Raw genomic sequence first — 17,200 nt, 5'->3', positions numbered from 1 at the left:
CCCATGGCTCACCTCCAGGTTGGATCAAACAGCGAAGATTTGGCGCGGAGATGCGCCGAAGACTTTATGGAGCGGCAGGCCGGATCAGACCGACGGCCAAGCCCTCCAGGTGAAACTCATCACGATCCAGATCAACGTGGATCGGTTCGAAATCGGGATTCTCGGCAATCAGTTCGACATGGCGGCCCTTGCGCTGGAAGCGCTTGACCGTGACGTCATCGCCAAGTCGGGCCACGACGATCTTGCCGTTGGTGGCTTCGGCGGCACGTTGCACGGCCAGCAGGTCGCCATCCAGAATGCCGGCGTCGCGCATGCTCATGCCGCGCACCTTCAACAGAAAATCGGGCTGTGCAGAGAACAGCGACGGATCCACCTGATATTGGCGATCGATGTGCTCTGCAGCCAGGATCGGACTACCGGCGGCCACGCGGCCCACCAGCGGGAGTGTCAGTTGCATCAATCCCATCGACGGCAGCGAGAACTGATGCTGCGCCGTGTCGCCTGCCGCCCGCAGCCGAATGCCACGCGAGGCGCCCGGCGTCAGTTCGATCACGCCCTTGCGTGCCAGCGCGCGCAGGTGTTCCTCGGCCGCATTGGGCGACGAGAAGCCGAACTCCGCGGCGATCTCGGCGCGCGTGGGCGGAAAGCCCGTGCGCTGGATCGTCTGGCGGATCAGGTCGTAAATCTGCTGTTGGCGGGGGGTGAGGGTGGCCATCGGCGTACTGTATATTTGAACAGGTGCTGTGATTTTATACAGTGACGCAGGAAGCGCAAGTGATTTTGTTGTGACCTGTTGCGCGCGCGCCCGGTCCTTCTGATCGTCGTCAAAACCTACGCGACTGGTTAGAAGCTTATGCGCAATCCATGCAGGCGCGGCTGCAGGGAATCGCATAAAATCAAGGCCTTGACCGATTTTTGCATCGCCACATAACCCGATTGAGCTTCATTGGGTTGGCCCGAATGTCACCATGTCCGCCTTCAATCAAGAGACCGTTCTGAGCGTCCATCACTGGAATGACTCGCTGTTCAGCTTCAAGACCACGCGCGACCAGGCGCTGCGCTTCCATAACGGCCACTTCGTCATGATCGGGCTGGAGGTCGAAGGCAAGCCGCTGATGCGCGCTTACAGCATCGCGAGCCCGAACTACGAAGAGCACCTCGAGTTCTTCAGCATCAAGGTGCAAAACGGTCCGCTGACGTCGCGACTGCAGCATCTGAAGGTGGGCGACAAGCTGCTGGTGAGCAAAAAGCCCGTCGGCACGCTCGTGCTGGATGACCTGCTGCCCGGCAAGAACCTGTACCTGTTCGGTACCGGCACGGGTCTCGCGCCGTTCATGAGCATCATCCAGGACCCGGATACCTACGAGCGCTTCGAGAAGGTCGTGCTGCTGCACGGCGTGCGCCAGGTGAGTGAATTGGCTTATGCCGACTTCATCACCAGCGAGCTGCCGAACAACGAATTCTTCGGCGATCAGGTGCGCGAGAAACTGATCTACTACCCCACCGTCACGCGCGAGCCGTTCCGCAACATGGGGCGCCTGACGGACCTCGTCGACAGCGGCAAGCTGTCTGCCGACATCGGCCTGCCCCCGATGGACCCGGCAGTCGACCGCGCCATGATCTGCGGCAGCCCGGCCATGCTGGAAGACACCTGCAAGCTGCTCGACGCCCGCGGTTTCAAGATCTCGCCGCGTATGGGCGAAGCGGGCGACTACGTGATCGAGCGCGCCTTCGTCGAGAAATAATCGATACGGCTTCTGCTGCAAACGCCGGCCTGTGTGCCGGCGTTTTGTTTTTGTCGGCGCCCCGGGCAATCCCGCGTCGGCAAAGGCGCGGCGGGCGGCTACAATGCGCGCCTTGCCCACCACGCATGTCTGCAACGATGTCCTTGCCTACCATCGCCATCCTCGCCACCGGCGGCACGATCGCCGGCTCTGCCGACGACGCTGGCTCCGCCGCACGCTATCGCGCTGGCGCCGTCCCCATCGATCAACTGCTCGCTGCCAGCAAGCTCGGTTTGGAGCGCCTCGCCAACGTGCGCGCCGAACAGGTCGCACAGATCGACAGCAAGGACCTGACGTTCGACGTATGGGAAAAGCTGGTGGCGCGTATCCGTCATTGGATCGACGTCGAGCGTGTGGACGGCGTGGTCATCACGCACGGCACCGACACGCTGGAAGAAACCGCGATGCTGCTGCACCTGACGCAGCAGACCGATACGCCGATCGTACTGACGGCGGCGATGCGGCCGTCGACGTCGCTGTCGGCGGATGGTCCGTTGAATCTGCTGAATGCGGTGCGGCTGGCGGCCAGCCCGTCTGCCCGCGGGCGCGGCGTTCTCGTCGCGCTTAACCAGCGGGTGCATGCCGCACGCGATGTGCAGAAGGGTCACACCTATGCGGTGGAGGCGTTCGTCTCGCCGGATGCGGGGCCGCTGGGTTTCGTGCTCGACGCCCAGGTGCAGTTTCAGCGGGCAGCGCAGCGCGTGGCTGCGGAAGACGTCTTGCCGATGCCGCCGGCGGGCCAGTGGCCATGGGTTGAAGTGCTGGCGAGCTATGCGCAGCCTGATGCGCGTGTGGTCGATGCGTTGGTCAATGCCGGGGTGAAGGGGCTGGTGATTGCCGCAACGGGGGCCGGCTCCATCCACGCCAATCTTGAAGCGGCGCTGAACCGGGCCAGTCAGCAGGGTGTTTTCGTTGTGCGCTCAACCCGTACCGGTGCCGGCGTGGTGCCCGCGCAGCCGGGTGCGGAACGCTGGGCAGCAAGCGGTTCGCTCAATCCATATAAGGCGCGTGTGCTGCTGACGTTGCTTCTGGCATCGGGCCGCGCCCAGGCAGAAGTTGCCTCCCTGCAGCAAGTCATTGATCGATATTGAAAAAATCGCCAAAGCCTGCGTATAATGGCAGGCTAACTAACCTTGCTGCACCGGAGTGTGACGCCCGGGCGGCTTAATCCACAAGGAGCGTCAATGCGTCATTACGAAATCGTATTCATCGTCCATCCGGACCAGAGCGAGCAAGTGCCCGCGATGATCGAGCGCTACAAGAGCACGGTCACCACGCAAGGCGGCCAAGTGCACCGCGTCGAAGACTGGGGTCGTCGTCAACTGGCCTACATGATCCAGAAGCTCGCGAAGGCTCACTACGTGTGCCTGAACATCGAGTGCGGCAAGGAAACCCTGGCTGAACTCGAGCACGCGTTCAAGTTCAACGACGCCGTGCTGCGTCACCTCATCGTTCAGACCAAGAAGGCTGAAACGGCTCCGTCGCCGATGATGAAGGAAGTCGCACGCGAAGAGGCCAAGAAGGCCGCTGCTCAGACCGAACAGGCCGCCTGATGCCGCGCGGTGCTGCGCAAGCCTGATCGCGCATCGCCAGCATGAACGAAGCCCACGGGGACAACGCCATCAACCATCTGCAGCTCGTCGCCACTTTGGTCGAGCGCGAGGTGATGCGATACACCCCAGCCGGCGTGCCGATCGTCAATTGTCTGCTTGCCTACAGCGGACAGGTGATCGAAGCGCAGACAGTGCGACAGATCGAGTTTTCGATGGAAGCACTGGCGGCCGGCAAGATGGCTTCCGTTCTGGATCGCATTGCTCCGGGCACCGTTCTGGATTGCGTCGGATTCCTGGCTCGCAAGCATCGCAGCAGTAAGGCACTGGTCTTTCACATCTCCGGATGTAACGTATTCGTAAAGGATTGAATCATGGCATTCATGAACAAGAAGCAGCGCGACGCGAAGAACAAGAAGCGCTTCCAGCAGCAAAACCCGTTGTTCAAGCGCAAGAAGTTCTGCCGCTTCACCGTGGCCGGCGTTGAGCAGATCGACTACAAGGATCTGGACACGCTCAAGGACTTCATCGGCGAGAACGGCAAGATCACCCCGGCCCGCCTGACCGGCACGCGCGCGATCTATCAGCGCCAGCTGGACACGGCCATCAAGCGCGCACGTTTCCTCGCGCTGATGCCGTACACCGATCAGCACAAGCACTAATCAGCGGGATAAGGAGAACTCACAATGCAAATTATTCTGCTCGAGAAGGTCGTCAACCTGGGTAACCTGGGCGACGTGGTGCGCGTGAAGGACGGTTACGCTCGTAACTTCCTGATCCCGAACAAGCAGGCCCGCCGCGCTACCGATTCCGCCATCAAGGAATTCGAAGCCCGCCGTGCTGAGCTGGAAAAGCTGGCTGCTGAAAAGCTGGCCGCTGCGCAAGCCGAAGGCGAAAAGCTGAACGGCCTGACGCTGCAACTGTCGCAAAAGGCTGGTGTGGATGGCCGTCTGTTCGGCTCCGTTACCAACCACGACATCGCTGACGCACTGGTTGCACAAGGCTTCAAGGTCGAGAAGGCGCAAGTGCGTCTGCCGAACGGCCCGCTGAAGACCGTGGGCGACCATCCGGTCGTCGTGTCGCTGCACACCGACGTGGCAGTTGACGTGAACGTGTCGGTGCAGGGCGAGTCAGTCTAAGCACGCACGCAGTACCTCGCGGCGCCCGGGTCACCCGTCGACGCGAGTCAAGAAGGCAGGGACGAAAGTCTCTGCCTTTTTTTGTTGTCCTTTGTGTCAGGGGTTCAGATTGAAGACTGAGCAGCGCCGTTATAATCCCGCCATGAACGCGCCCTCCGATCCCCAGCTCGATTCCCTCAAGGTGCCGCCGCATTCCATCGAGGCCGAACAATCGGTGCTCGGCGGGTTGCTGCTGGATAACGCCGCCTGGGATCGCATTGCCGATTTCATCAACGAGCACGATTTCTACCGCTACGATCACCGGCTGATTTTCCACAACATTGGCAAGCTGATCTCGCAGGCCAAGCCGGCCGACGTGATCACGGTGTACGAGCAGCTGCAGGCGGCCGGCAAGGCGGAAGAGGTGGGCGGTCTGGCCTACCTCAACGCCCTGGCACAGAACACGCCGAGCGCCGCCAACATCCGCCGCTATGCGGAAATTGTTCGTGACCGCGGTGTGCTGCGCCAGCTGGTGACGATTGCGGATGAGATCTCCGCCGGCGCTTTTAACCCGCAGGGCCGCGACGTGCGGCAGCTGCTGGATGAGGCCGAATCCAAGGTGTTCGCCATTGCCGAAGAGGGCTCGCGCGGGCAGAAGGGCTTCCTGGAAATCCAACCGCTGCTGACGCAGGTGGTCGAGCGTATCGACGAGCTGTACCACCGCGACAACCAGAGCGACATCACCGGTGTGCCAACCGGCTTCGTTGACCTCGACCGCATGACCAGCGGTATGCAGGGCGGCGATCTGATCATCGTTGCCGGTCGCCCCTCGATGGGTAAGACGGCGTTCTCGCTCAATATCGGCGAACACGTTGCGGTGGAGCAGGGCCTGCCGGTGGCCGTGTTCTCGATGGAAATGGCGGGCACGCAGCTCGCCATGCGTATGTTGGGTTCCGTCGGCCGATTGGATCAGCACCGCCTGCGTACCGGCCGACTGCTCGACGAGGATTGGCCGCGCCTGACGCACGCTATCCAGAAGATGAACGATGCGCAGCTCTTCATTGATGAGACGCCCGCGTTGAACCCGATGGAATTGCGGGCGCGTTCGCGCCGGCTTGCACGGCAGTGCGGGCAGCTCGGCCTGATCGTCATCGACTACCTACAGCTGATGTCGGGCTCGGGCGGCGGTGAAAACCGTGCGACCGAGATTTCGGAAATCTCGCGTTCTCTCAAGGGCCTGGCGAAGGAACTCAACTGCCCCGTGATTGCGCTGTCGCAGTTGAACCGAAGCTTGGAGCAGCGTCCGAACAAGCGTCCGGTGATGTCGGACTTGCGTGAATCCGGCGCTATTGAGCAGGACGCCGACGTGATCCTGTTCATCTATCGTGACCAGGTGTACAACCCCGATTCTCCGGACAAGGGGACGGCCGAAATCATCATCGGTAAGCAGCGTAACGGCCCGATTGGTACCGTTCGTCTCACGTTCCTGGGTGAATACACGAAGTTCGATAATTTCACCGGGGGCAATGCCTTCTTTGACAACGATACGTAACGTGTAATACGTGTCGGCCGGTCACAACGTGCCGCGTGTCGCGGGGCCGGTTCCGGTAAAATATTGCGTTTTAATGACAGCGCCGGCGGTGATCCCGTCCGGCGTTGTTTTTACGACTCCTGCTTTTTTCCGTTCCCAAGGATCATCATGTTCGGTCGCTTCATGCCCACCGAAGGCAAGTTTTTTGAGTACTTCAACCAGCACGCCGAGTGCGCCGTCAAGGCGGCCCACGCGCTCACGGAACTGGTCAATGACTTGCCCAATGCCGAAATGCATGCACGCAATGTGCAGAACTTTGAAAAGAAAGCCGATCGCATCACGCATGACACGATCGAGCTGCTGCACAAGACCTTCATCACCCCGCTCGACCGCGACGAGATCCACAAGCTGATCACGACGATGGACGACATCCTTGACCTGATGGAAGACGTGTCGCTCACCATCTCGTTGTACGACGTGACCAACCTGACGGACGAATCGCGCCAGCTCGCGACGATCTGTGTGGCGTGCTGCGAGGAAGTCCGCAAGGCGGTCGCGCTGCTCAGCGACATGAACAACGGCCGTCAGATTCTGACCATCGCCCAGGAAATCGACCGCCTCGAGTCGGAAGCCGATCGCGTGATGCGCGCCGCCATGGCCAAGCTGTTCCGCACCGAAAACGACATCAAGCTGTTGATCAAACTGAAGGCCATCTACGAGCAGCTGGAAAGCGTCACCGATCGTTGCGAGGATGTCGCCAACATCATCGAAGGCATCGTGCTCGAAAACGCCTGACGAGACGACGCCTCATGCATACGCTTCAGATCAGTCTCTGGGTGGTCGTTCTACTGGTGGCGCTGGCCATCGTGTTCGACTTCATGAATGGCTTCCACGACGCCGCCAACTCCATTGCGACGGTGGTGTCGACCGGCGTGCTCAAGCCACAGCAGGCAGTAGCGATGGCTGCGGCCTGCAACGTGATCGCCATTTTCATCTTCCACCTCAAGGTGGCAACCACGGTGGGGCGGGACACGATCGATCCGTCCATCGTCGATCACTACGTCATCTTCGGAGCGTTGGTGGGCGCCATCGCGTGGAACATCATCACGTGGTACTACGGCATTCCGTCAAGCTCGTCGCATGCGCTGATCGGTGGCTTGGTCGGCGCGGCTGTGGCCAAGTCTGGCACGGGCTCGCTGGTGGCCAGCGGCTTGCTCAAGACCGTGGCGTTCATCCTGATTTCGCCGCTGCTGGGTTTTATTCTCGGCTCGCTCTTGATGGTGGCGGTGTCCTGGCTGTTCTTCCGAACGCCGCCATCCAAGGTGGATCGATGGTTCCGGCGCTTGCAGTTGCTGTCGGCCTCGCTGTACAGCCTTGGCCACGGCGGCAACGATGCGCAAAAGACGATCGGCATTATCTGGATGCTGCTGATTGCCGGTGGGTACGCCTCCGCTACTGCAACCGAACCGCCGATCTGGGTCATCGTCTGCTGCTATGTGGCGATTGGCCTGGGTACGCTGCTGGGCGGCTGGCGGATCGTGCGCACGATGGGGCAGAAGATCACCAAGCTCAAGCCGGTGGGCGGTTTCTGCGCTGAAACCGGTGGCGCCATGACGCTGTTCTTCGCGTCGGCGTTGGGCGTGCCGGTGTCGACCACGCATACCATCACGGGCGCCATCGTCGGTGTCGGTGCGGCGCAAAAAGCTTCCGCCGTGCGTTGGGGGGTGGCAGGCAACATCGTCTGGGCGTGGGTGTTGACGATTCCCGCGTCGGCGTTCATGGCCGCGATCGCCTGGTGGATTGGTCGACACGTCCTGTAACGAAAGCCGGCCGCTGATTTACAGCGAAAAACGAAACGCCCACCAAACCGGTGGGCGTTTTGCATTGGCGCGAGCGATGCGCTATTGCGTGGCGAAGCGCGCGATGGGGTCGTCGTCCGCTGGCGGCGTTGCAGTCGGCGGTATCCGCGTCGACATCAGGCTCTCAGCCTGGGCCTCGCGCGTGCGGGCGAGGGTGCCGAGCGGGTCATCGTCGATCGGGCGGGCAGGGCTGGCAGGTGCCGGCGTGATTGGCGTGTTGGCGGGCGCGGGTCCATCCGGCAGGTTGCTCGCGGCGACGACGCGGCGCGCGCCCATGTAGCGGCTTGCCCAGTACGACTTGGTCATGTCTTCCAGACGCACCGTGCCACCTGTGGCCGGTGCATGAACAAACCGATTCTGGCCGACATAGATGCCCACGTGCGAATTGGGCTGGCCGGTCGTGTTGAAGAAGACGAGGTCGCCTGACGCAACTTCGCGACGGTCGAGCGAGGTGCCGCGGCGGCCCATTTCGGCGGCGGTGCGCGGCAGGTTCACGGAAGCGGCGCGCTGCACGACGTAGCGCACGAGCCCGCTGCAATCGAAGCCGCTGTCGGGCGTATTGCCGCCGTAGCGGTAGGGCGTGCCGACCAGCGCCATGGCTTCGATGGAGATTTCTTCCAGACCCGCGCTCGGATCCTGGATAGGCGCGCCGCGTGTGCGCAGTCCTTGGTCGCGGGAGGCGGTGGAACGCGTGGGTGTCGACGAGCAGGCGGACAGCAGGCAGACCAGTGCAAGCAGAGCCGCGCCTGCGAGTCGGGTAGTGCCATCGGAAGAGCTGTACCGCGTCAGCATGCGCCATCAGGAGAGTCCGGATAGCGAGCATGCTATGCGCGCCGCGTCAGAAAGCCAAACTGCGTGTTGGCGAGGCGCAACGCCAAGCAGGGCGCGGGTCTGCGAATTTTGCCCTGATGGCGTCGCGTTTTGCGGGCAGTTTTACCAGCGCAGTTGGACGTTACGCGTGCTGCCGGTCTGCACCGTTGCTCGTTTGGTGGTGCCTTGGTATGTGGCGATGACGTTATAGCTGGCCGGCGGTGCCTTGATCAGACAGCGCGGGCCGTCGGCGCGAAAGCTTGCGACCTCCTTGCCGTGCCGCGTGAGTTGGACGTCGACATCGGCCAGATACTCGCCGCGCGCGCCTTGGGTGAATAGCAGAGAGAGGTTGTAGTTGCGCGACTCACTGTTCAGCGCCTGCTGTTCGTCCTGTGCAACGCCGCCGCAGACGTAGCTGATCTGGCCGGCGGTCTTTGGCGTGAGGTCGTCGGCGAGCGCAACGGATGCGCCGGCGGACAGCATCATCGCCAGCGCGGCCGACGTCAGGGTCAAGCGCGATCGGGTCTGCAGGTTTGGCTGCATGGGCATCTTTGTCCTCCATCGGGAAAAAAGACAGGTGCCCGGAGTGCAGCAAAAAAAAGGCCGCGCAAAAGCGCAGCCTGATAGCATAACGGTTTGCGGCAGAGGATTTTGCCGCGGCGTGATTTTTACAGCACGTCGGAGGCGTGATCTGCGAGTCGCGAGCGCTCGCCGCGCGCCAGCGTGATATGCCCGCTGTGGCTCCATCCCTTGAAGCGATCCACCACGTAGGTCAGGCCCGACGACCCTTCGGTCAGATACGGCGTGTCGATCTGCGCGATGTTCCCCAGGCAGACGATCTTGGTGCCAGGGCCCGCGCGCGTGACCAGCGTCTTCATCTGCTTGGGCGTCAGGTTTTGCGCCTCATCGATGATCAGGAACTTGTTGACGAAGGTACGGCCGCGCATGAAGTTCATGCTCTTGACCTTGATGCGCGAGCGGATCAATTCCTGCGTGGCTGCGCGGCCCCATTCGCCGGCGTTGTCGTCGGACTTTTGCAGCACCTCGAGGTTGTCGTCGAAGGCGCCCATCCACGGCTGCATCTTTTCTTCTTCCGTGCCGGGCAGGAAGCCGATGTCTTCGCCCACGGGCACTGTGGCGCGCGTGATGATGATCTCGTTGTAGAGCTTCTGATCCAGCACCTGCTCCAGGCCCGCCGCCAGTGCCAGCAGCGTCTTGCCCGTGCCGGCTTGACCCAGCAGCGAAACGAAGTCCACTTCGGGGTGCATTAGCAGGTTCAGCGCGAAGTTCTGCTCGCGGTTGCGCGCGGTCACGCCCCAGACGTTGTTCTTCTGGTGCGTGTAGTCCTTGAGCGTCTGCAGCACGGCGGTCTTGCCGTTCAGTTCCTTGACTTGCGCATACAGCGGCAGGCTGCCGTCATTCGGCTCCAGGAAGACAAACTGGTTGACCAGGAACGACGGCACCAGCGGGCCCGACAGGCGGTAGAACGTCGTGCCCGTCTTCGGGTCCTGCCAGCTCTCGATGTTCTTGCCGTGCTTCTGCCAGAAGTCCGCCGGCAGGGCCATGATGCCGCTGTAGAGCAGGTCGGTGTCTTCCAGCACGCGGTCGTTGAAGTAGTCCTCCGCCGGCAGGCCGAGGGCGCGCGCCTTGATCCGCATGTTGATGTCTTTGGACACCAGCACGACCGATCGGTCCGGACGCTGCTGCTGCAACGCGGCCACCACGCCGAGGATCTGGTTGTCCGCCTTGCCCTGCGGCAGCCCATCGGGCAGCTTGATGTCGTTCAGGCGCGTCTGGAAGAACAGGCGCCCCTGCGCATCGCGGTTACCCAGCTTGGCAAGCGGCAGGCCGTCGTCCATGACGCCGTCGGTGCCCCCCACGAGCTGGTCAAGCGTGCGGCTCACCGTGCGGGCATTGCGCGCGACTTCGCTCATGCCCTTCTTGTGGTTGTCCAGCTCTTCCAACGTCATCATCGGCAGATAGACGTCGTGCTCTTCAAAACGGAAGAGCGATGTCGGGTCGTGCATCAGCACGTTGGTGTCGAGCACGAACAGCTTGGTGGGCCCCTCGTCGCGGCGCGTGCGGCGGCGGGCGGCTGTTTCGGTCGATTTGCCTGTCGCGCTTACTTTGTCGACGGCCTTGGCGAGAATGCCCGCATGTTCGCGCGAACTGTCTTTTGCCATGGGAGACGCTTCGCCCGAGCGGGCGCGGGCCGTGCTGGCGGCATTGCGTTTAGGTTGCGCACGGCCCGTTTCTGACAGCGCCTCGCGCTCGAGCGCTGGCACCGGTTTTCGAGGTTCCTGACCCGCCTTCGGCTTTCCGGCTTTGCCGAAAGGCTTGAATTCAGCCGGGTCAAGCAATTGGGCTGGCTGGGTGGGCATGGTCGGCAGCGGCATGCTTCGATTACCTCTCTGGGTGGAACAACGACGAACCACCGCCCGCGCACATGGCGAGGCGGTGCTGGCGGAAAGCATGGGAAAACGGATGGGCGCGTCGCAGGGTTTGATGCATGGGCGACGGCCACAAAAAAGCCGCCATGACCTGCGAGAGGTGAGGCGGCCTGGATGAACGCCACGACAAGCTGCACGATTCGGACGTTCTGCCCAGCCTGTTTGCCGGGAAAAACGCAGAAGCGGTATCAGGCCAACTTGGCCGCCGGTACCGTCGTGGGCTATCGGAATGGCATCCGGATTTCGTACTCATCGGTTCCGACTGTATCGGAAGCTTTTGTGATTTGCAATCCGTCACACATGACGTGTGGCGCCGTCCAAACTGCGCCACGATTGATGACGAAATCAACGGAAAAGCAAGCGCCTGCATGCCGTGCACGGCGCTTTCGTGCGCGATCGGCTTTACGCGCAGTTATAACGCCCGCACCGCCGCCAGCACATCGTCCACGTGGTTGGGCACCTTCACGCCCCGCCATTCCTTGCGCAGCACGCCCTTGCTGTCGATGAGGAAGGTGCTGCGCTCGATGCCGCGCACGTCCTTGCCGTACATCTTCTTCATCTTGATCGTGTCGAAGATGTTGCAGACGGCTTCGTCGGCGTCGGAGATCAGCTCGAACGGCATCTCGAGTTTCGCCTTGAAGTTTTCGTGCGATTTCAGGCTGTCGCGTGAGATGCCGAACACCACAGCGCCGGCGGCCTCAAAGGCGTCGTACTGGTCGCGGAAATTCATCGCCTCGGTGGTGCAGCCGGGCGTGTTGTCCTTCGGATAGAAATACAGCACGACGATCTTGCCGCGCTGCGATGCCGGCGAAAACGTGATGCCGCTGGTGGCTGGTGCGGAGAAATCGGGAAGAGGCTTGTCGATCGTGACGGGCATGGTGTGTTCCGGAAAACCTCGGGAAGAGACAGGAAGCTCGTGGACGAGCAATGCTGAGGCACTGCGCCAGCCGCCAAACCGGCGATCGGAAGGATCAGGCCGGTTGAACGATCAGGCTGCCGCTGCGGCCGGCAACTTCGCCCCACGTAACGGGCTGCACGGGCAGGGTACTGCGATCGAGCGTTGCGTAGTAATCGCCCATCGACCCGAGCCGATGGCCTTGCGCGCGCCAGCCTCGCAGCAACTCGCGGAAGATCGGGGCGAGTTTCTGCCCTTCAAGTTCCGCATGCAACGTAAAGACCTGGTCGCGGTCGGACTCGGTCATCTTCAGGATGTGCCGGGCGACGTTGTCGAGGGTGATGTCCTCCACGCCGATCAGTTCGTCCAGCGTGGGCAGCGTGGTCGGCAATTGCACGTGGTTCAGCGCTTTGCCGTCAACGCTCGGGATGTACGGATGCGTGCCCCGGCCGTCGGAGGCGTAGGCCATGCCCCAGTTGTCGATCTGGCGGAACGCGTGATCGTTCATTTGCCAGCCGGCGGCACCGTGGGTCACGGGGGGCTTGCCGAATACCTGGATGAAGCGCGCATGAGCGGCGGCCATTTGGCGGGCGGTCCAGCCGGCATCGCGCTGGCGCACGTTGTCTTGCCAGAGCACGTGATCCCACGTGTGAATGCCTGTCTCGAAACCTGCCTCGGCAATGGCTCGCATTTCGGCAGCGGCTTTGCGGCCGATGTCGGGGCCGGGCAGCAGCACGCCATACATCAGCGTACGAAAGCCGTAATGCTCGACGACCGACGTGCGGGAAACCTTTTTAAGGAAGCCGGGACGGAAGGCCCGACGCAGCGCCCAGCCGGTGTGATCCGGTCCGAGGCTGAAGAGGAAGGTCGCGCCCGCCTCGTGCTCGCGCAACATGCGCGCGAGGTTGGGCACGCCTTCGCGGGTGCCGCGCAGGGTGTCGACGTCGATCTTGAGAACGATGAGAGCCATGAACCTGCGCGGGGTGTTGCCTTTACTTGTTGCCGTTGCCGTCTTCGACCAGGCTGCGGGCTTCAGCCACGTGCGTGCGATACGCTTCGAAGATGTTCGCCAGCGCGTCCTTCATCACCGTGGTCGGCTTCCAGCCGAGGTCTTCCATGGTGTTGGTGATCTTCGGCACGCGGTTCTGCACGTCTTGGTAGCCGGTGCCGTAGTAGGCGCCGGAAGTCGTTTCCACCAGCTGGACCTGCTTGGCAGTGTCTTTGTACTCGTCGATCTGGGCGGCCTGTTCCAACATCATGTTGGCCAGTTCACGCACCGAGTAGTTGTTCGACGGGTTGCCGATGTTGTAGATCTTGCCCGAGGCGACGCCGTCCTTGTTGGCGATGATGCGCACCAGCGCGTCGATGCCGTCGTCGATATACGTGAACGCGCGTTTCTGGCTGCCGCCGTCGACGAGCTTGATGTTCTCACCGCGCACGATGTGGCCAAGGAACTGCGTCACCACGCGGGACGAACCTTCCTTCGGGGTGTAGATCGAGTCGAGGCCGGGGCCGATCCAGTTGAACGGACGGAACAGCGTGAAGTTCAGGCCTTCCATGCCGTAACCCCAGATCACGCGGTCCATCAGCTGCTTGGAGCAGGCGTAGATCCAGCGCGGCTTGTTGATGGGGCCGTAGATCAGCGGCGAGGCTTCCGGATCGAATTCCGAATCGCTGCACATACCGTAGACCTCGGAGGTCGACGGGAAGACCAGATGCTTGCCGTACTTAGCAGCCGAGCGAACGATCGGCAGGTTGGCTTCAAAGTCCAGCTCGAACACGCGCAGCGGGTCTTTGACGTAGGTCGACGGCGTGGCGATTGCCACCAGGGGCAGGATCACGTCGCACTTCTTCACGTGATACTCGACCCACTCCTTGTTGATGGTGATGTCCCCCTCGAAGAAATGCATGCGGGGGTGGTTGATCAGGTCGCCCAGACGCTCGGTCTGCATGTCCATGCCGTAGACCTCCCAGTCGGTGGTCTCCAGGATGCGCTTGGACAGGTGGTGGCCGATGAAGCCGTTGACGCCGAGGATCAGTACTTTTTTCATGAAGGCAAACTCAAGATCAGGAGAGGGCGAGCTGGCTGGCGAGCTGCTGCGCGGTCACGACGGACGTTCCGCTGGCAGCTTGGGGCTCGACACGCCAGAGCTCGTGGATGGCGATGGCTCCCCCATCGCCGCACACGCCGAACATCGCATTATCCACGACGTGCAAGCCCGGCGGCAAATTCGTAAAGTTTTGATGCGCCAGACGGGCTCGCGCGACAACGTAGCGCTCGCCGCCGGCGTCCGTAAAGGCGCCGGGGTAGGGCGGCGCGACGGCGCGGATCAGGTTGTAGACCTGCTGTGCCGGTTTGGACCAGTCGATGCGGCCGTCTTCGGGCTTGCGGCCGCCAAAGTAGCTGCCGTTGGCCAGTACGTTCGGGTGCTGCGGGATTTGCCCGGCAATCATCGCGGGAAGCGCACGCCACAGGGTTTGCTCGGCCGCAACAGTGGCCTTTTCGAACACTTCGTGTGAGGTGTCGTCCGGCAGGATCGGCACGATGGTCTGGTCGACGATGTAGCCGGCATCCGGCTTTTCGACCATTTCGTGCAGTGTGGCGCCGGTTTCGGTCTCGCCGTGCAGCACCGCCCAGTTGATGGGCACACGGCCGCGGTACTTGGGGAGCAGCGAACCGTGCATGTTGAACGCGCCAAATTTGGCGAGGCTCAACAGGCGCATCGGAATCATGTGCCGGTAATAGAACGAAAAGATGAAGTCCGGCGCAATGGCGGCGATGCGCGCTTGCAGGTCTTCGCCGTTTGCGTTGTCCGGCGTGATGAAGGGGATACCTAATTCCTGTGCGGTGGCGCGCACGCTGCCGAACCAGATATTTTCCGCAGCGTTGTCCTCATGCGTGACGACGAGTTCCACCTGGATGCCGCGCGCGGCCAGCACGCGCAGGCAACGCACGCCGACGTTGTGATACGCGAAAACGACGGCGCGCCGTTGGGCGTCAGCACTCATGCAACACCTCGCTGCGTGCCCGTCTTCAGGTCGGCGGCACCGGCTTCATGCAGGTGCGAGGTTTCTTCCAGCACGCCCTGCACCAGATAGCGCGGGCGCTCGCGCACTTGTTGATAAATCCGGCCGATGTACTCGCCGAGCAAGCCGATACCGAACAGCAGTACGCCCATCAGGAAGAACGTGATGGCGAACAGCGTGAACACGCCCTGGACTTCCGCGCCCAGGACGAAGCGGCGTATCACCAGCAGAATGAACAGGACCGCCGAGGCGAACGAGAGCAGCATCCCGATCGCCGAGAACCACTGCAGCGGCACCACCGAGAAGCCCGTCACCAGATCGAAATTCAGGCGTACGAGCTTGTACAGCGAGTACTTCGACTCGCCCGCGAAGCGCTCTTCGTGGTCGACTTCGATTTCGGTGGGGTTCTTGCTGAAGGTGTAAGCCAGCGCCGGGATGAAGGTGTTGACTTCGCGGCAGCGGTTGATGGTGTCGACGATGGTCCGGCTGTAGGCGCGCAGCATGCAGCCTTGGTCGGTCATCTTGATGTGCGTGATGCGCTCGCGAAGCGAGTTCATTGCGCGCGACGCGGTGCGGCGGAACCAGCTGTCCTGGCGCACGCGGCGGATGGTGCCGACGTAGTCGTAGCCTTCGTCGAGCTTTTCGACCAGGCGGCCGATTTCTTCCGGCGGGTTCTGCAAGTCGGCATCGAGCGTGACGACGCGTTCGCCGCGCGCATGTTCGAAGCCGGCCAGGATGGCCATGTGCTGGCCGTAGTTGCCGTTGAACAGCACGACGCGCGTGCTGTCCGGACGCGCGCGGAACTGTTCGGCCAGCATGGCGGCGGAGCGGTCGCGGCTGCCGTCGTTGACGAACACGACCTCATACGAGATGCCGAGCGCGTCGAGTGCGGGATACAGACGCGCAAACAGCGCGGCGAGCCCGTCTTCTTCGTTGTAAACAGGAATGACGACCGAGAGAGCGGGTGTCTTCATTATTGGATTATTGGTACTGGGCGCAAAGTTGGCGGACCGCGCTGACCACGCGATCCACATCGGAATCTTCCATGCCGGCAAACATCGGCAGCGTAACGATGGCACGGCCAATGCGCTCGGCCACCGGGAACATGCCCGGCTTCCAGCCGAGTTCGCGATAGAGCTTGAACAGGTGGATCGGCGGGTAGTGCACGCCCGCGCCGATGCCCAGCGTCTTCAGGCCGGCCATGAACCCGGCGCGATCGACCTTCAGGCGGTCCAGCGGCAGCACGATCTGGAACATGTGCCAGTTGGTATTCGTAAAGTTCTCCACCGGCAGTTCGACGCCGAACGACTCGATGTCGGCTGCGCGCATGCCGGCAAAGTAGCGGCGGGCCAGCGCAGCGCGTCGGGCAGTGACGGCTTCCAGCTGAGCGAACTGCCCCAGGCCGATCACCGCATTCACGTCGGTCAGGTTGAACTTGCCGCCCACCAGATCGACTTCCATGCCGTCAAAGCCGGTGCGCACGACGCCCTGCAGGCGATATTTTTCGGCCAGCACGGCTTCTTCGGGTGTGTTGAGCACCAGCGCGCCGCCTTCGATGGTCGTGATGTTCTTGTTGGCCTGGAAGCTGAAGCTGACCAGGTCTCCGATCTCGCCGATGCGCTTGTCGCCCCAGCGCGAACCAATGGCCTGTGCGGCGTCTTCCACCACGCGCAGTTTGTGGCGGCGGGCGATGTCGTACAGACGGTCCATGTCGACGGGCAGCCCCGACAGATAGACCGGAATGATCGCCTTGGTGCGCGGCGTGATGGCGGCCTCGACCTTGTCCAGGTCGATGTTGCGCGTCACGGGGTCGATATCGACGAAGACAGGCTTGGCGCCGACCGTCAGCACCACGTTGGAGGTGGCGACCCACGAGATCGGCGTCGTAATGACTTCGTCGCCAGGGCCGATACCCGCGATGCGCAGCGCGACTTCCATCGTGGCCGTGCCGTTGGCGAATGTGCGGACGATACGGCCGCCGAAGTATTCCGACAGCGCGGCTTCGAATGCGGCGACCTTGGGCCCCGACGTGATCCAGCCCGAGCGCAGCACATCGGCCACGGCAGCGATGGTCGCTTCGTCAATGGTCGGGCGCACGAAGGGTAGGAAGGGAAGCTCGGCAGTGGCGGTGGTTTGCGTCATGACTTGAATGAGGTTGGAGGCTGGGTGTGAGCGG

At 62.3% G+C, this 17,200-nt stretch carries 19 protein-coding genes; 9 read left to right on the top strand and 10 right to left on the bottom strand.

Annotated features, from left to right (window positions below):
* Positions 1–64: 64 nt before the first annotated feature.
* Positions 65–715, bottom strand: a complete 651-nt coding sequence (gene lexA, locus N511_RS0100785; RefSeq protein WP_027677556.1) for a transcriptional repressor LexA — start codon at positions 713–715, stop codon at positions 65–67.
* Positions 716–968: 253 nt separating this feature from the next.
* Here lexA and N511_RS0100780 point away from each other — a divergent pair, with 253 nt between their 5' ends.
* The 9 genes from N511_RS0100780 (at position 969) to N511_RS0100740 (ending at position 7,803) form a co-directional block, all read left to right on the top strand.
* On the top strand, positions 969–1,745 hold the full coding sequence (locus tag N511_RS0100780; protein ID WP_027677555.1) for a ferredoxin--NADP reductase: 777 nt from the start codon (positions 969–971) through the stop codon (positions 1,743–1,745).
* A gap of 137 nt (positions 1,746–1,882) precedes the next feature.
* Positions 1,883–2,875 carry an asparaginase gene (locus N511_RS0100775; RefSeq protein WP_027677554.1) on the top strand — a complete coding sequence of 331 codons (993 nt, stop codon included), beginning with the start codon at positions 1,883–1,885 and terminating at the stop codon, positions 2,873–2,875.
* A 93-nt stretch (positions 2,876–2,968) separates the two neighbouring features.
* On the top strand, positions 2,969–3,337 hold the full coding sequence (rpsF, locus tag N511_RS0100770) for a 30S ribosomal protein S6 (protein WP_027677553.1): 369 nt from the start codon (positions 2,969–2,971) through the stop codon (positions 3,335–3,337).
* Between the two features lie 41 nt (positions 3,338–3,378).
* The gene (gene priB, locus N511_RS0100765; protein ID WP_027677552.1) at positions 3,379–3,705 is read left to right on the top strand and encodes a primosomal replication protein N; all 327 of its coding nucleotides are present in this window, start codon (positions 3,379–3,381) and stop codon (positions 3,703–3,705) included.
* 12 nt (positions 3,706–3,717) lie between these two features.
* Complete coding sequence (gene rpsR, locus N511_RS0100760) at positions 3,718–3,996, top strand: 30S ribosomal protein S18 (RefSeq protein ID WP_037022304.1); 279 nt, start codon at positions 3,718–3,720, stop codon at positions 3,994–3,996.
* A 24-nt stretch (positions 3,997–4,020) separates the two neighbouring features.
* The gene (gene rplI / locus N511_RS0100755) at positions 4,021–4,473 is read left to right on the top strand and encodes a 50S ribosomal protein L9 (RefSeq protein WP_027677551.1); all 453 of its coding nucleotides are present in this window, start codon (positions 4,021–4,023) and stop codon (positions 4,471–4,473) included.
* A 142-nt stretch (positions 4,474–4,615) separates the two neighbouring features.
* Complete coding sequence (locus tag N511_RS0100750; protein WP_027677550.1) at positions 4,616–6,004, top strand: replicative DNA helicase; 1,389 nt, start codon at positions 4,616–4,618, stop codon at positions 6,002–6,004.
* Positions 6,005–6,151: 147 nt separating this feature from the next.
* Positions 6,152–6,778 carry a DUF47 domain-containing protein gene (locus N511_RS0100745; RefSeq protein ID WP_027677549.1) on the top strand — a complete coding sequence of 209 codons (627 nt, stop codon included), beginning with the start codon at positions 6,152–6,154 and terminating at the stop codon, positions 6,776–6,778.
* Between the two features lie 14 nt (positions 6,779–6,792).
* Positions 6,793–7,803, top strand: a complete 1,011-nt coding sequence (locus N511_RS0100740; RefSeq protein ID WP_004626498.1) for an inorganic phosphate transporter — start codon at positions 6,793–6,795, stop codon at positions 7,801–7,803.
* Between the two features lie 81 nt (positions 7,804–7,884).
* On the opposite strand, the gene N511_RS0100735 is transcribed toward N511_RS0100740, so the two are convergent.
* The 9 genes from N511_RS0100735 to N511_RS0100695 form a co-directional block, all read right to left on the bottom strand.
* Entirely contained in the window at positions 7,885–8,634 is a 750-nt protein-coding gene (locus N511_RS0100735; protein WP_027677548.1) for a C40 family peptidase, read from the bottom strand.
* Positions 8,635–8,775: 141 nt separating this feature from the next.
* Positions 8,776–9,201 (bottom strand): hypothetical protein, encoded by a 426-nt coding sequence (locus N511_RS0100730; protein ID WP_027677547.1) that lies wholly within the window; start codon positions 9,199–9,201, stop codon positions 8,776–8,778.
* Between the two features lie 119 nt (positions 9,202–9,320).
* Complete coding sequence (locus N511_RS0100725) at positions 9,321–11,048, bottom strand: PhoH family protein (RefSeq protein WP_027677546.1); 1,728 nt, start codon at positions 11,046–11,048, stop codon at positions 9,321–9,323.
* Positions 11,049–11,514: 466 nt separating this feature from the next.
* Entirely contained in the window at positions 11,515–11,979 is a 465-nt protein-coding gene (locus N511_RS0100720; RefSeq protein WP_009238321.1) for a peroxiredoxin, read from the bottom strand.
* A gap of 94 nt (positions 11,980–12,073) precedes the next feature.
* Positions 12,074–12,967, bottom strand: coding sequence for a 4-deoxy-4-formamido-L-arabinose-phosphoundecaprenol deformylase (locus tag N511_RS0100715; RefSeq protein WP_027677545.1), 894 nt, complete (start codon positions 12,965–12,967; stop codon positions 12,074–12,076).
* A gap of 22 nt (positions 12,968–12,989) precedes the next feature.
* Positions 12,990–14,048, bottom strand: coding sequence for a bifunctional UDP-4-keto-pentose/UDP-xylose synthase (locus N511_RS0100710; RefSeq protein ID WP_027677544.1), 1,059 nt, complete (start codon positions 14,046–14,048; stop codon positions 12,990–12,992).
* Positions 14,049–14,064: 16 nt separating this feature from the next.
* On the bottom strand, positions 14,065–15,006 hold the full coding sequence (locus N511_RS0100705; protein WP_027677543.1) for a formyltransferase: 942 nt from the start codon (positions 15,004–15,006) through the stop codon (positions 14,065–14,067).
* On the bottom strand, positions 15,003–15,998 hold the full coding sequence (locus N511_RS0100700; RefSeq protein ID WP_027677542.1) for a glycosyltransferase: 996 nt from the start codon (positions 15,996–15,998) through the stop codon (positions 15,003–15,005). The genes N511_RS0100705 and N511_RS0100700 overlap by 4 nt, the downstream gene beginning before the upstream one ends.
* A 7-nt stretch (positions 15,999–16,005) precedes the next feature.
* Positions 16,006–17,166: a DegT/DnrJ/EryC1/StrS family aminotransferase gene (locus tag N511_RS0100695; RefSeq protein WP_027677541.1), complete on the bottom strand. Its 1,161-nt coding sequence runs from the start codon at positions 17,164–17,166 to the stop codon at positions 16,006–16,008.
* Positions 17,167–17,200: the final 34 nt, after the last annotated feature.

The sequence above is a fragment of the Ralstonia sp. UNC404CL21Col genome (genome assembly GCF_000620465.1).
In the GTDB taxonomy this organism is placed as follows: Bacteria; Pseudomonadota; Gammaproteobacteria; order Burkholderiales; family Burkholderiaceae; genus Ralstonia; species Ralstonia flatus.
Note: the sequence above shows the minus strand (reverse complement) of the source record. Positions and strands in the feature narration are given on the sequence as shown.